Origin of the sequence: Agrilactobacillus yilanensis, from assembly GCF_003946725.1 — a bacterium.
Classification (GTDB): domain Bacteria; phylum Bacillota; class Bacilli; order Lactobacillales; family Lactobacillaceae; genus Agrilactobacillus; species Agrilactobacillus yilanensis.
In genome coordinates, this window is the sequence record NZ_RHOY01000001.1 from 94,454 (window position 1) to 108,778 (window position 14,325).

Consider the following 14,325-nt stretch of genomic DNA (forward strand, 5'->3'; position numbering starts at 1 on the left):
AATCCTTATAATTGTTTCATAATTAGGCTTTTAGTAAATAAAAAGTATCCAATTTCTGCCGAATTTGCCGTTCATCTTCCACCATGCCGGACAAAAACCAATTCAAAAGTTGGCTGCATAGCGCCTCTGAAAAAAAAGTAAGATGGGCTGGAGCAATTTTATTAAAATATTGCCGTCCAAAGTAATGCCTTACAAATTGATCGGCTTTTTTCTCAAAAAAGTGATAACGCTCAGTATCCGGTGCAGTATTAAATAAATTCAAAAATAACAATCGCTGCTCCGAAAGCGTGGTCACTAAGTAATCTAGTGCTGCCGACCAACTGTCACAAAGGCGAATATCCTCTAATCTGAGGTCAATAATATCTAAATATAGACTTTGTAACCCATTAGGAAAATTACGATAAAAAGTCGTACGGCTTACTGTCGTTAGCGCAATAACATCATTAACCGTCAACTTTTGAATTAAATTTTGACTTAAGTGCGTTGCTACAATTTGTGTGACATATTTTTTAGTAACTACCATCTGCGGACTTCCTTCCAAAGAAACAATACCTAATCCGTAATATATCAATTTTAAATTATAAACACAAAAAAAATGACAAAATCATGAAAAAAGCTTAATTTTGTCATCTCATATAATCATAAATTAATTTGTCTAGTTTAATATCTATTTTTCATAGCCCGAGCAATTTCGCGGTCTTGATCTTTACGTTTTAAGGTTTCCCGTTTATCGTAAAGCTTCTTACCTTGCCCAACACCAATCAATACTTTTGCAAAACCATGTTTTAAATAAACTTTTAAAGGCACAATCGTAATCCCTTTATCTTGGGCAATACCGGCTAACTTATTGATTTCTTTTTTATGCAGCAGTAACTTACGATTTCGCAAAGGGTCATGATTAAACTGATTGCCTTGCTCATAAGGACTGATGTGCACATTTTCCAGCCAAACTTCCCCGTTACGCACCCGGGCAAAGCCGTCCTTTAAGTTAATCTTCCCTGCCCGAACAGATTTTATTTCTGTCCCGGTTAATTCAATCCCCGCCTCATACGTATCTGAAATATTGTAATCATGACGTGCTTTAGGATTATTGGCCAATTGGTTCGGAGATTTAGGCTTATTTTTACGTTTTGCCATGAAGCATCACCTCACTTTATTTGCGACGTGTATTTTTACGTGGACCCCGTTTTTGATTTTGTTTGCGTTCAGCGACTTGTCGTTTTTCATCTTCAGTTAACACAATTTCAAAATCTAATTGCCGTTGTTTAGCATCAGCTCGGACAAGTTTCACCCGAATTGGCTGTCCGATCTTATACATCTTATGGGTATGTTCCCCAATTAATGTCATGCTACGTTCATTATAAGTGTAATAATCGTCTTGAATGGTTGAAATATGGACTAAGCCTTCAACGGTATTGTCTAAAGCGACAAACATCCCGAAGCTCGTTACAGAACTAACAACAGCATCAAATTCTTCATCCACACGGCCTTCCATATATTGGGCCTTGAGTAAGTCCACAACATCACGTTCTGTGTCAACTGCTTTTCGTTCTTGAATTGAAGTTTGTTCTGCAATTTCTGGCAGTCTTTCATGCCAGTATTCTTGTTGTTTTTCACCAGTACCTTGCATCAAATAACTATGAATTAAGCGATGCACGATCAAGTCCGGATAACGCCGAATTGGCGAAGTGAAATGGGTGTAATAAGCCGCACCAATCCCGAAATGGCCTAATAATTCATCAGAATAATGGGCTTGTTTCATACTCCGTAATAACATGATATTCACAACAGATTCTTCAGGTGTGCCCTTAACTTGGCTTAAAACATCTTGCAACATTTTAGGTTTGACATCTTTAGAAGAACCCACACCTTTAATACCAAAGGCTGAAACAAATTCAAAGAAGTTTTTAACTTTTTCTTCATCTGGTGTTTCGTGCACCCGATATAAGAATGGCACGTCTTTTTTGTACCAACTTTCAGCAACTGTTTCATTGGCTGCCAGCATAAAGGATTCAATCATCCGTTCAGAGGTGCCTCTTTCTCTGAGTACAATGTCAATTGGCTGAGAGTTCTCATCCACAATAATTTGTGCTTCTGGGTCTTCAAAATCAATGGCCCCGCGACGATGACGCATATCAAATAAAATCTCATGTAATTCTGCCATTAAAGTCAGCATTGGCTTTAAATCATGATATTTATCTTCTAAATCAGCATCTTCATTGTTTAAGACTTTGTTGACGTTGTTATAAGTCATCCGTGCATGGGATTTAATAATACTTGGGTAAATGTCAGAATTGATAATTTGCCCGTTTTCATCAATTTCCATGTCACAAGTCATTGCCAATCGTTCTTCATCCGGATTCAAAGAACAAATCCCGTTTGATAATCTGAAAGGAATCATTGGGACTACACGATCAGCTAAGTACACACTCGTTCCGCGATCAAAGGCTTCATGGTCCAACGCAGAATTTTCAGTCACATAGTAACTGACATCTGCAATATGCACCCCTAAATGATAATGGCCATTATCCATTTTCCAAACAACAACCGCATCATCAAAGTCTTTAGAGTCATCTCCGTCAATAGTAATAACTTCTTGATCGGTAATATCCCGGCGACCTTTACGATCTTCAGCTACCACGTGATCTGGAATATGATTGGCTTGATCCAAGGCCTCTTGTGGGAAATCTACATGTAAGCCGTGGGCGTAAACTTGACTTTCAATATCCACGCCAGGATCATTTTTATTCCCAATAATTTTGACCGCAATGCCTCGCATTTGGCCAGGACGTTCTTCGGAAGGATAGTCCGTAATATCTGCCAAAACAATATCGCCCATTTGGGGATGTAAGCCTTGATCAGACAAGAATACTGGAATGGCACTAAGTTTTTTCTCACGGCTTTGAATATAGCCTACAAAACCTGTTTTCTTTACTTCATTATCTGAATATTGCTTAAAATCACCCACTAAAGAAGTGATTTTACGCGTTAAAATTTGAATGACTTCACCAACAGGGCCTCTATTACGCCATGGATCCCCATCACGCACAATTTGGACCTCTACTTCATCCCCGTCAATAGCGGTATGCTTTGATTCTTTAGGGACAAATACATCTGGATCATCAGAATCCGCAATGGACACAAACCCAAAGCCTTTTTCATTGGCTCTAAAAGTTCCTGTCACAATTTGTTTTTGATCGGATAATTTGAATTTCCCTTTATTGCTGATTTGAATGCGGCCTTCGCCTTCCAATTGCGCAATACTTTTAACAACTTTTTTAAAGGCATTCGCACCTTTTAAGCCGATTTGATCATTCACTTCTTGTACCGTAAATTTTTGATCGGGATGATTTTGAAAAACTTCTAAAACTTCTGATTGTAATCGTTCTGATTGAGTCAAATTGACACCTCTTTACTTGTATTTTCAATAAATTTTAAAACGTCTGCTTGTAGTTGTTTATGGGCTGGCCCCACTGTCAAAACATGACTGGCCTGAGGATACCAATGAAAGTCTACTTTAGCTGATTTGAGCGCTGCTTTTAAAGCATAAGCGCCATTAGCATCGATCATTTCATCTTGTCCACTTTGCCCAATAAAAAATGGTTTTTTTATTTTATCTAAATCTTCGGTCATGGCTTCGGAAAATTGTGCTATATCCGCCAGTTGTTTTGGTAAAAGTTCTTGAATTAATTCAAGTTTAGCTTGTATTTCTGCAGCTGGCAATTGCCGATATTGGTAAATCTTTTCAGCGTATTTTAAGAAATTAGGATAGATGTTCGTCTGCCTATCCGGAATCACCGGTGAACTAAACACACCACCAGCGACGACAGAATCTAAGGTCATCAAGGCTTTAGTAGCAAAAACGCCGCCCATTGATAAGCCAAAAATATAAAGTGGCTGTTTGTGTTTGTAAGCAATATAGCGTACCGCAGCCTTAGTATCCGTCCACCACTGTTCCGCGTTGCCTTGCTGTAAAATATCTAAAGGCTCAAAGGTCGCATGTCCCATAAAATGCGGTAAATAAACACTATACCCTGACCGTTCTAAAAAACGCCCCATCAAACGTTGGTCGCTTGAAGTACCCGTATAGGCATGTAACAAAACGACACCAACTTCACCAGCATCAAAATATAAGGGCTCTGGCATTTTATACTTCAAAGCAAAATTCCTTTCCATAACCTGACTGTTTCATTAAAAGAGGCTGAGACAAAACATGGTTTTGCCGCCAGCCTCTTTGTTTTACCGAATAAATGTATCCGTAGACACAACGCCTTTATCCATTAGAAGATAAATAGACTAAGATCAAAGAGAAAATAAAGAATAAAATCCCTAGAATCCAAGTTACTTTGACCATGAATGCTTCAAATCCGCGCTTTTTAGTACCGCCAGATTGCAATTCATTGCCGCCGCCAGATAATGCGCTCAAAGCATCCTGTTGCTTACTAGGTTGCATCATGACCGCGATAATGATCAAAAAGCAATCAATAATCAATAATGTTTGAATAACGTTGTACAATATAATACCTCCATAATCAATCCGTTAAAGAATTCTCACTATAGAATAGTAGCATAAAATAGTATAATTTGCTAGAAGTTTCAGCATCGTTTTCAATCATACATTTTTTGAATCTCTTGGCCAATCAATTGTTTAAAATGACCAACTCGGCCACTAGGTACTAACATAATCAGCGTGTCCCCTGGTCGAATCAGACTGCCGCCTTTAGGAATAATGCGGTATTCCCCCCGTTGAATACTAATCAGTAAACAATTACTCGGCCAATTAAAATCTTTTACTTTAAACGGCTGAGCCCCAGGGATTTCAAAAACCGGTAACTGGACTTGATCCAAACTGCGGTGGGTACTTAAAGCCATTGCCTTTAAACGTTGACGTAAAGATTCATAAATTGGTGCCCCATTAAGCATATCATCAATCCCATAAGCAACTAAACTTAAAACAGCTAATGGCATTAAATGGACTAATGAACCAACCATCTCTGTCACTAATAAAATTGCTGTAAATGGTGCTTTCCCAATGGCAGCAAAATAACCGGCCATTGCAAAAATAACTAAATTATACCAATACATCGGTGCCAACAAGCCAAGATGAACCATAATTGCGCCATACAGTGCCCCGATAACAGCCCCTAAAGATAGAATTGGTAAAAAGATCCCGCCAGGCAATCCAGAACCATAAGATAACATTGAAAAAGCAAAACGAACGAGTAACAATAAACTTAAAGTTAAAATGGACAGCTGTGCTTGATTAAAACTAATAATCAACCCATTGCCGCCTCCCAGCCAATCAGCGTGCCAAACACCTAATGGGACTACTACCAACAGCGGTACCAAGCCATGCAAAGAACGCGGCAAAAACTTAAATAACCGATAAGCTTTTCCTTGAGATAATAAACAATACTGATAAAACCGACCGAGTACCCCTAAAATAATTCCGAGCACTAACAAATGCCAATATTGTGTAACCGGCATTGAGCGCTGATAATTCAAATGCAAAATCGGCTGTAAGCCAAAAATATTCAGTGAAATAAAGTTGGCCCCAACCGCACTAGCCAGCGAGGTTAACCAAACTGGATATGAAAAGTTATGATAAACCTCTTCCAAAACAAACATTGTGCCAGCAATCGGTGCATTAAAAGCCGCAGACAACCCACCAGCTGCGCCAGCCGCGATCATAATACGTCGATCTGCACCATTGGCATGAAAGCCATGTGCAACGCCCTGACCCACCGCAGCGCCCAATTGAATTGAAGGCCCTTCCCGACCTAAAAATAGACCAGGCCCAATTGCCAAAACACCGCCAACAAACTTTCGCCATAAAATAGACCACCAATTATAATCCAACTCATCATCTAATTGTGCTTCCACTTGGGGAATTCCTGAACCAGAAATTTCCGGTCGCTGACGCAACAACAGACCGACAAATAGGCCAATAGCCGTCAAGCCGATGATCACCGGCACAAGCCACCAAATATGACCTGCCTTAATGCCGTTATAAACAAATTGCATCCCGACTAAAAATTTTTCAATCGCAAACCGAAATGCTGCCGTGACAAATCCAGCTAACAAGCCAATTACTAGGCCACGCCAAATAAATCCCAGTTTATCAAAATTTAAATATGTATGATTTCTTTTCAAAATTCTAACCTCAATCCAAACTATCTAAAACTTATTTTACGCATATTTTGGAATTTAGACAATAACACTTGCTTTTCCAAATAGCTTTGTTAAGATTTAATAGGTATTTAATTCTAGTTATCGATGAAACGTATATAGGAAAGAGAAAATGATACTGAAAGCAAAACATTCTAGTTTTATGACACGATTGCCTCAAAAAATGACGTTGGGGTTTATTTTAATTATTAGTATTGGCACTATTTTATTAGCCTTGCCGATTGCAACAAAAGGGGCTACACCAACCCCCTTTATTGACGTTTTATTTACAGCAACTTCGGCAACTTGTATTACGGGCTTAACCGTCGTTAATACGGCCGCAAACTGGTCTATCTTTGGCCAAGTCGTCATCTTAGCCATGTCGGAGATCGGCGCTTTAGGTTATATGACTTTTGCCGTTTTATTATTTAATATTATCCGCCGAAACTTAGATTTATCGACCCAAATTATGGTCAAAGAATCTTTAAACTTAGAAAATCTCAGTGATGTTAAAAGTGTGACCCGCTATGTCATTCAACTCTCTGCTTTATTTCAATTAAGTGGTGCTTTTTTATTTGCCTTTGACTTTATTCCAAGGTACGGTTTTGGCCGTGGCATTTATATTTCAATTTTTCATTCAGTGATGTCCTTTTGTAACGCCGGTTTTGATGTCTTTGGCGATAGTCTGATGGGTTTTCGTAATGACCCTTATGTTTTGATAATTACCGTCATTTTGATCGTTGCCGGCGGCTTAGGCTTTCTAGTTTGGCGGGATCTGTTGCTTTATCCTTACCGGAAACATTTAAGCCTTAACTCAAAACTTACTTTGACAACTACTTTGTCTTTATTTATTGTTGCTTTTGTATTGTTATTCTTAACAGAACGTAATCTTAGAATATTATCCGGTGATACTTCCTTTTTCACCCGACTGGTGAACACGTTGTTTTTAAGCGTTACACCACGAACAGCTGGCCTAATTACCTTACCCACAGATGCGCTACATCCCGGCAGTATCTTTTTAATTATTATGCTCATGTTTGTGGGGGGAACACCGGGATCAACCGCCGGTGGGATTAAAACGACAACTTTCGGTTTATTGATGCTTCAAAGTATCGCCCAGTTGAAAGGTAAAAAAGATGTTACTTTTTGTAAACGCCGCTTCAGTCAGGCTAATATCAATCGGGCGTTACTTTTGATTTTCTTAGCCAGCATGGTTATCGTAACCGCTACTTTGATTTTAACGCAAACGGAAACAATTCCAAAAGACTTTGGTTTAGAATACGTCTTGTTTGAAGTATTGTCCGCTTTTGGTACGGTTGGTTTAAGCCTGGGCTTGACCCCCCATCTGTCTGTTTTAGGCAAGCTGATTATCATGTTCTTGATGTTTATCGGTCGAGTTGGTATTTTCACGTCGATGTACGCCCTCTTAAACCGAAAAACAAAACTAGATCTTGTCCGTTATCCTGAAGAAAACATATTAATTGGTTAATTTAAGAGGAGCTTTTTAAATGAAAAAGAATTTTGCAGTTTTAGGCTTAGGCCGTTTTGGTGAAAGTGTTGTCCGAACTTTATACGAAACACACCAAGATGTTTTAGCGGTGGATATTAAAGAAGATCGGGTGCGCGCATTAATGGATGTTTCCACACAAACGTTAATTGCTGACACCCAGGACGAAGAAGTTTTACGCAGCTTAAATATCGATACTTTTGATTATGTCGTCATTGGGATTGGGAATAATATGGAAGCCAGTATTTTAACAACTTTATTGGCCAAAGAGTTAGGGGCTAAAAATGTTATTGCCAAGGCTGAGACGGATGCACAAGGCCGGGTTTTAAAACGGGTTGGTGCTGATAAAGTTGTCTTTCCTGAACGGGATATGGGCCATGGGGTTGTACGAAAATTATTGTCCAATCACATTTTAAATTTTATTGATCTAAGTGATAAATATACTTTGGCCGAAATTGAAATTACTGATCCAACCTTTACCAATCAGAATTTAATTGAGCTTGATTTAAGACGGCGTTTTGATCTAACCGTCATTGCTATCAATCACGGACATGAAATTAACGTTTCTCCACAACCAACAGATATCGTAAAACTACACGATATTATAGCGGTTGTCGGGCCAATTAAGAACGTTGAAGCCTTGGATGAGGCTCTGAAAAAATAACATTTATTAAAATTATTATGCTTAGGTATTTCCCTATTTTGAGGGCAAATACCTTTTTTAATTCCAAAAAAGTGTTATATTAATCACGATAAAACTGTTACACTCTCTTAAAAAAATAGAAGCGGAAGTGTTTTGATGTTAAAAGAAGTCCATATGCCTAAACTCAGCCCTAAATCTGATCAATACTTCTTTGGCAGCTGGCTAAAACAGCCTGGTGATACTGTTAAAGTTGGGGATGTCTTATTTGAGGTTGAAACCGATAAAGTCATCAGCGAAGTTCAGAGTCAAGAAAACGGTATCTTAAAAACACAAGATGCCCAAGAAGGTCAGGCCACTAATGTTGGCGATCTAGTCGCAACAATCGAAGTTTCTTAAGAAAGAGGTTTTATAGATGGCAGAAATTAAAACAAAACCCAATTGGTTAAAAGTTACTTACGATCAGCAAAAAGTAGATAAAATGAATCACTTATTAGAGGGTTTGGCGTTAAATACAGTTTGCGCTGAGGCCAATTGTCCTAATTTAGGTGATTGTTTTGGTAACGGTACCGCCTCCTTTATGATTTTAGGTCCGAATTGTACACGATCTTGTCGTTTTTGCGATGTGCCCCACGGTCAGCCGGCACCGGTAGATTTATTAGAGCCTGCTCGGGTAGCAGCGGCGACTCAAAAATTACATTTAACCCATGTAGTCGTTACGAGTGTCGATCGGGATGATTTGCCTGATTTAGGCGCCGATCAATTTGTGCGCGTTATCCAGGCGATTCGGGAATTAAATCCTAAAACAACCATTGAAGTTTTAACCCCTGACTTCCAAGGTAAAACTGAGTTATTGGATCGAGTTATTGCTGCTAAACCTGACGTTTTTAACCATAATATGGAAACTGTCCGTAGCTTAACCCCTAAAGTACGCTCGCGGGCAACTTATGAGACTTCTTTAAAAGTATTAGCTTATGTTAAAGCCCATGCGCCTAAAGACTTATTTGTCAAAACTGGTATTATGCTAGGCTTAGGTGAAACAGATGCTGAGGTTTACCAACTCATGACCGATTTAAGAGCGATTGACGTCGATTTCTTGACAATTGGTCAATACGTACAGCCTTCCGATCGCCACTACCCACTAAAGACTTGGGTGCCAATGACGACTTATCAGGCTTATTATCAAATGGCCGTTAAAAAAGGCTTTAAATTTGTAGCTAGCTCACCACTTGTTCGCAGTTCTTATAAGGCGAAAGAAGAATTAGAGGCTGTGTATAATCAATGATCTATATCCCTGTTACAAGTACAAATATCTATCAAAATTTCGCCTTAGAATATTTTTTAGCGGCTGAGAAGCGTTTTAAAGAACCCGTTTTTATGCTTTGGTCTACAACGCCTACCGTGATGCTCGGTAAATATCAAGATGCCCTGGCTGAATTAAATCTTAATTATATCCAACAGCAATCAATTCAAGTTGTCCGCCGCTATTCTGGTGGTGGCACAATTTATACAGACGCTGGTGGCTGCCAATTCAGCTTTATTCAACCGCAATCAACAACAACAATTAGTTTTGATACTTATATCGAAACCATCCAACAGGCGCTATTAGATATGAATATTTCAGCAGAAAAAACTAGCCGGAATGATTTGACGATTAAAGAGAAAAAATTTTCTGGTAATGCACAATATAATCATCAAGGTTACACCGTTCATCACGGTAGTATCTTATTTGATACCGATCTTGAACAAATGTATGATGCTTTGCATGTGGATGATATGAAGTTACGTTCCAAACATATCGCTTCCATTCGTCAGCACACTATTAATTTAAAAACAATACGGCCGGATCTTACGATGGCTGACTTTAAGACGCGACTGATTCGTAATGTTCGGGCGACTTTTGCCCAACATGACACCTATCATTTAACAGCTGCTGAACGGCAGAGGGTTATGCATTTGGCTGAAACATTATTTGAAGATGAAAGCTTTATTTTTGGAAAAACGCCCCACACGGAAATTTCTAAAAAGCATTATTTCCCCGGTGGTGGTTTAGTTCAATTTGATTTGAATGTGAATCACGGTATTTTGACGGATTTGAGATTAACTGGCGATTTCTTCAGTAATTTAGATGCCAGCCATTTTGCGCAGCAACTCATTGGTCGCCCTTTTAGACCAGCTACTTTAAAGCGGCCCATTCAACAGGCATTAGCCGCTTATCCTATTTTAGGTATTCAAACTGAAGATTTGTTGGACTTATTATTTTCATAAAACAAAGAGACCAGATCAAAGTTAATTTTTGACCTGGTCTCTTATTTATGGTGCTATGATGCAACTTCGCATTTTCTAGGCTTTAATTGCCTTTCTTTCTCGTTTAGCTAACAATAGATAACCGACACCCGATAAGAAGGCCAATCCGGCAACTACAAAGTAAGACGTTGTCCAAGATAAATGATCTGCTAAAATTGGCATTAACCAATTTGAGCCTAAATTGCCGATGAGATAAGCCATTAAGCCAACAAAGCCTAAAGCGGTTCCGGCTACTTTTAACGGTACAAAATTTAGCGTTAGAATATTAACAATTAATTGCGGTCCATAAATTAAAGTGCCTAGTAGTCCGGAAATAATTAATAAGAATATATAATCTCTAGGTCCACTGTAACTAATATTTTCATAAACAAAAACTAGCCCCGACATAACAAACAAGCCAATTGCCCCGACAATTGTCATCTTATTAGGGAACTTTACGGCTAGCCAAGCAAAGAACAATGAACCAGGTACGGCAATCCATTCTAAAACAGAAATCGCTGTTAAATATTGCCATGATTGGAAACCGGCTGTATGTCCTAAATAAATTGGCATCCAATCTTCAATCCCAAACCGTACAAAATATAAGGCTGCGTTAATTAGACCAACCATTAAAATACCGGGGTTGAAGAAGACATATTTTTTAATCAACTGCCAGTAAGGCATTGTCTTATCCACTTCTTCTTCAACGTTGGGTTCGCCGTCTTTACCATACATTTTTCTTAAAGAGTCTAAACCTTCTTTTTCTGGATTATCGCCACCAAAGCGCCATAAGAAAAATGAAATAATTAAGACTAATAAACCTGGTACTAAAAAGGTCAGCAAAATATTATTAGGTGCAATAAAGCCTAAACCGCTAATAATTAGTGGTAATAGGGCTGAACCGATATTTTGAGAAATATTCCAGCCCGCTATGGCTGCACCCCGAGTTTTATTTGGAAAATAGTTTGCTAACATTGCCTGTGAACTTGGCGCTAAGGCACCTTGAATTAAACCACAAATAATGAGTAATATTGCGATCAAAGCAAATTTTGACGAGAAACCAATTAAAATACAAATAATAGCACTAATCCCCAAGGCACCAGCGAATAGTTTTCTTAGACTTATCCGATCCGCCAACATACCCATAAAGAACTTGCCTAATCCATATGTAATCGTAAAGCATGTTAGTAAAAATGAAACGTTTAGTTTGTCCCAACCGTAAAGATCAATCATATCCCCTGACATCAGTTTAAAGTTGTTACGGACTAAATAGGCCGATATGTATCCCACAAAGGCAACAATAAAAACAGATCGTTGTCTGGCAAGAAACTTATGAAATTTCTCCGGTTGTTCTTTTTCATAGCCCGTGCCTGTTGCATGTTTTGTCAGTTGTTTTTCCATAAAATCATCTCCCAATTTTAGAAACCGCTTTCATTTTATTTGAAAACGCCATAGCTTCATTACCTCCGGTTTAATTATTGCGATCTAAACAAAGTTATGTCAAGAAATATTTGTTCCAACAAAAAAACCGAAGGCATATGCCTTCGGCTTTTTTTGTATGACTTATAAATTATTTTGCGCTACAAACTATTTTTTAAGGTTGTAGAAGCTGTTGATACCTTTGTATTCAGAAGCACTGTCTAATTGTTCTTCGATCCGCATTAATTGATTGTATTTAGAAATACGATCTGTACGGCTCATAGAACCAGTCTTGATTTGGCCGGCGTTTGTAGCAACAACCAAGTCAGCAATTGTTGTATCTTCAGTTTCACCAGAACGGTGAGAAACAACAGCAGTATAGCCAGCTTCTTTAGCCATTTCAATAGCTTCAAAAGTTTCAGTTAATGTACCGATTTGGTTAACTTTAATTAAGATAGAGTTAGAAACACCCATTTCGATACCCTTCTTCAAGTAGTCAGTGTTTGTAACAAATAGATCATCACCGACTAATTGAACTTTTTTGCCTAATTGGGCAGTTAAAGCTTTCCAGTCATCCCATTCGTTTTCATCCAAAGGATCTTCGATAGAGATAATTGGATATTTGTCAACGATGCTTTCTAACAAGTTAGTGAATTCAGCAGGTGTATAGTCTTTGCCATCACCTTTTAATTCATATTTGCGTGTATCAGTGTTGTAGAATTCAGAAGAAGCGCAGTCAAAAGCGATAGAAATATCTTCGCCAGGTTTGTAGCCTGCACGTGTAATTGCTTCTACTAAGATTTCAAAAGGTTCTTCGTTGTTCTTCAAGTCTGGTGCAAAGCCACCTTCGTCACCAACGGCTGTAGAGTAGCCTTTTTCTTTCAATAAAGCTTGTAATGCGTGGAAAGTTTCAGCGCCCATACGTACAGCTTCACGAATAGATTTAGCCCCAACAGGCATGATCATGAATTCTTGGAAGTCAACGTTGTTGCTAGCGTGTGCCCCACCATTGATAACGTTCATCATAGGTGTTGGTAATACATGGGCATTAGGGCCGCCTAAGTATTCATATAAAGGTTGAGCTAATTCATCAGCAGCAGCACGTGCAGCAGCTAAAGAAACACCCAAGATAGCATTAGCACCTAATTTACCTTTGTTAGGTGTGCCGTCTAAATCAATCATAGATTGGTCTAAAGCACGTTGATCTGTAACATCCATACCGATAACTTCTTTGGCAATGATGTCATTTACGTTAGCTACGGCTTTCAAGACACCTTTACCGCCAAAACGGTTCTTGTCGCCATCACGTAATTCAACAGCTTCGTGTTCACCAGTTGAAGCACCAGAAGGTACAATGGCACGGCCAAAGCCACCTAATTCAGTATAAACTTCAACTTCAACAGTAGGGTTGCCACGAGAATCCAAGACTTCACGGCCTAATACATCAGTAATAACAGACATAAAATTAAACGCTCCTTTAAATTTACTTGCTTAAGCAATAAACAACTTTTATTTTACCTAAATTAACTCACAATTGAAACTAATTAGTCTTTGTAATGTACTAATTCTAAGAATGAATCTGGTTTTAAGCTGGCACCGCCAACTAAGCCACCATCAATATCTGGTTGAGCCATTAGTTCTTTAACATTGTTAGGCTTCATAGAACCACCGTATTGAATACGTAAAGCATCAGCTGTGTCTTGATCATACAATTTAGCAACTGTTGCCCGAATGTGTGCACAAACAGCCTGTGCTTGTTCAGAAGACGCTGTCTTACCAGTGCCAATAGCCCAGATTGGTTCATAAGCAATAACGGCTACTTTAACTTGGTCCGCTGTTAAACCATTTAAAGCACCTTCAACTTGTGTTGCCACAAAGTCTTCAGTTTCGCCAGCTTCACGTTGTTCTAATGTTTCACCAACACAGATGATTGGTAAAACGTTATTGTTGAACAAAGCTTTCGCCTTAGCATTGATTTGAGCATCTGTTTCGTGTTGGTATTCACGACGTTCAGAATGTCCAATAATGGCATATTTAGCCCCAATTTCGGACAAGACTTTAGGACTGATTTGTCCAGTGTAAGCACCTGAATCAAATTCAGAAGCATCTTGAGCCGCTGGTACTAAAACAGAATCCTTAGCAGTATCGATCAATGTTGTTAAGTCCAAAGCAGGTGCTGCAATAACAGCTTCTACATCGTTTGAACCTGGCAATTCGTTTTTAACAGCATTTACAAATTCGCGAGTTTCTGTCGGATTCATGTTCATCTTCCAGTTACCAGCAATGATTGGTTTACGCAAAGAAA

At 38.7% G+C, this 14,325-nt stretch carries 14 protein-coding genes; 5 read left to right on the forward strand and 9 right to left on the reverse strand.

The window, feature by feature from the left end; translation table 11 throughout:
• Positions 1–22 precede the first annotated feature (22 nt).
• From EKM93_RS00450 to EKM93_RS00475, 6 genes are all read right to left on the reverse strand, one after another.
• Entirely contained in the window at positions 23–523 is a 501-nt protein-coding gene (locus EKM93_RS00450) for a TetR-like C-terminal domain-containing protein (RefSeq protein WP_125711940.1), read from the reverse strand.
• Between the two features lie 137 nt (positions 524–660).
• Positions 661–1,137, reverse strand: a complete 477-nt coding sequence (smpB, locus tag EKM93_RS00455; RefSeq protein WP_125711942.1) for an SsrA-binding protein SmpB — start codon at positions 1,135–1,137, stop codon at positions 661–663.
• Between the two features lie 16 nt (positions 1,138–1,153).
• Complete coding sequence (gene rnr / locus EKM93_RS00460) at positions 1,154–3,400, reverse strand: ribonuclease R (RefSeq protein ID WP_125711944.1); 2,247 nt, start codon at positions 3,398–3,400, stop codon at positions 1,154–1,156.
• Positions 3,397–4,158, reverse strand: a complete 762-nt coding sequence (locus EKM93_RS00465; protein ID WP_125711946.1) for an alpha/beta hydrolase — start codon at positions 4,156–4,158, stop codon at positions 3,397–3,399. The genes rnr and EKM93_RS00465 overlap by 4 nt, the downstream gene beginning before the upstream one ends.
• A gap of 115 nt (positions 4,159–4,273) precedes the next feature.
• Positions 4,274–4,516 carry a preprotein translocase subunit SecG gene (gene secG / locus EKM93_RS00470; protein ID WP_125711948.1) on the reverse strand — a complete coding sequence of 81 codons (243 nt, stop codon included), beginning with the start codon at positions 4,514–4,516 and terminating at the stop codon, positions 4,274–4,276.
• A gap of 92 nt (positions 4,517–4,608) precedes the next feature.
• Positions 4,609–6,153, reverse strand: coding sequence for a ClC family H(+)/Cl(-) exchange transporter (locus EKM93_RS00475; RefSeq protein ID WP_225423590.1), 1,545 nt, complete (start codon positions 6,151–6,153; stop codon positions 4,609–4,611).
• 148 nt (positions 6,154–6,301) lie between these two features.
• Between EKM93_RS00475 and EKM93_RS00480 the strand changes: the two genes are divergently transcribed.
• The 5 genes from EKM93_RS00480 (at position 6,302) to EKM93_RS00500 (ending at position 10,583) form a co-directional block, all read left to right on the forward strand.
• Complete coding sequence (locus EKM93_RS00480; protein WP_125711950.1) at positions 6,302–7,657, forward strand: TrkH family potassium uptake protein; 1,356 nt, start codon at positions 6,302–6,304, stop codon at positions 7,655–7,657.
• 19 nt (positions 7,658–7,676) lie between these two features.
• Positions 7,677–8,339, forward strand: a complete 663-nt coding sequence (locus EKM93_RS00485) for a potassium channel family protein (RefSeq protein WP_125711952.1) — start codon at positions 7,677–7,679, stop codon at positions 8,337–8,339.
• Between the two features lie 135 nt (positions 8,340–8,474).
• The gene (locus EKM93_RS00490; RefSeq protein ID WP_125711954.1) at positions 8,475–8,714 is read left to right on the forward strand and encodes a lipoyl domain-containing protein; all 240 of its coding nucleotides are present in this window, start codon (positions 8,475–8,477) and stop codon (positions 8,712–8,714) included.
• A 16-nt stretch (positions 8,715–8,730) separates the two neighbouring features.
• Positions 8,731–9,600, forward strand: coding sequence for a lipoyl synthase (lipA, locus tag EKM93_RS00495; protein ID WP_125711956.1), 870 nt, complete (start codon positions 8,731–8,733; stop codon positions 9,598–9,600).
• A complete protein-coding gene (locus EKM93_RS00500) occupies positions 9,597–10,583 on the forward strand; it encodes a lipoate--protein ligase (protein WP_125711958.1) in 987 nt (328 codons plus the stop codon). Before lipA ends, EKM93_RS00500 begins: the two co-directional genes overlap by 4 nt.
• Before the next feature lie 75 nt (positions 10,584–10,658).
• Here the strand turns inward: EKM93_RS00500 and EKM93_RS00505 are convergent, their stop codons facing one another.
• The 3 genes from EKM93_RS00505 to tpiA all read right to left on the reverse strand — a co-directional run bounded on the left by EKM93_RS00505 (position 10,659) and on the right by tpiA (position 14,320).
• Positions 10,659–12,002, reverse strand: a complete 1,344-nt coding sequence (locus tag EKM93_RS00505; RefSeq protein WP_125711960.1) for an MFS transporter — start codon at positions 12,000–12,002, stop codon at positions 10,659–10,661.
• Positions 12,003–12,188: 186 nt separating this feature from the next.
• A complete protein-coding gene (gene eno / locus EKM93_RS00510; protein WP_125711962.1) occupies positions 12,189–13,481 on the reverse strand; it encodes a phosphopyruvate hydratase in 1,293 nt (430 codons plus the stop codon).
• 83 nt (positions 13,482–13,564) lie between these two features.
• Positions 13,565–14,320 carry a triose-phosphate isomerase gene (tpiA, locus tag EKM93_RS00515; protein ID WP_125711964.1) on the reverse strand — a complete coding sequence of 252 codons (756 nt, stop codon included), beginning with the start codon at positions 14,318–14,320 and terminating at the stop codon, positions 13,565–13,567.
• Positions 14,321–14,325: the final 5 nt, after the last annotated feature.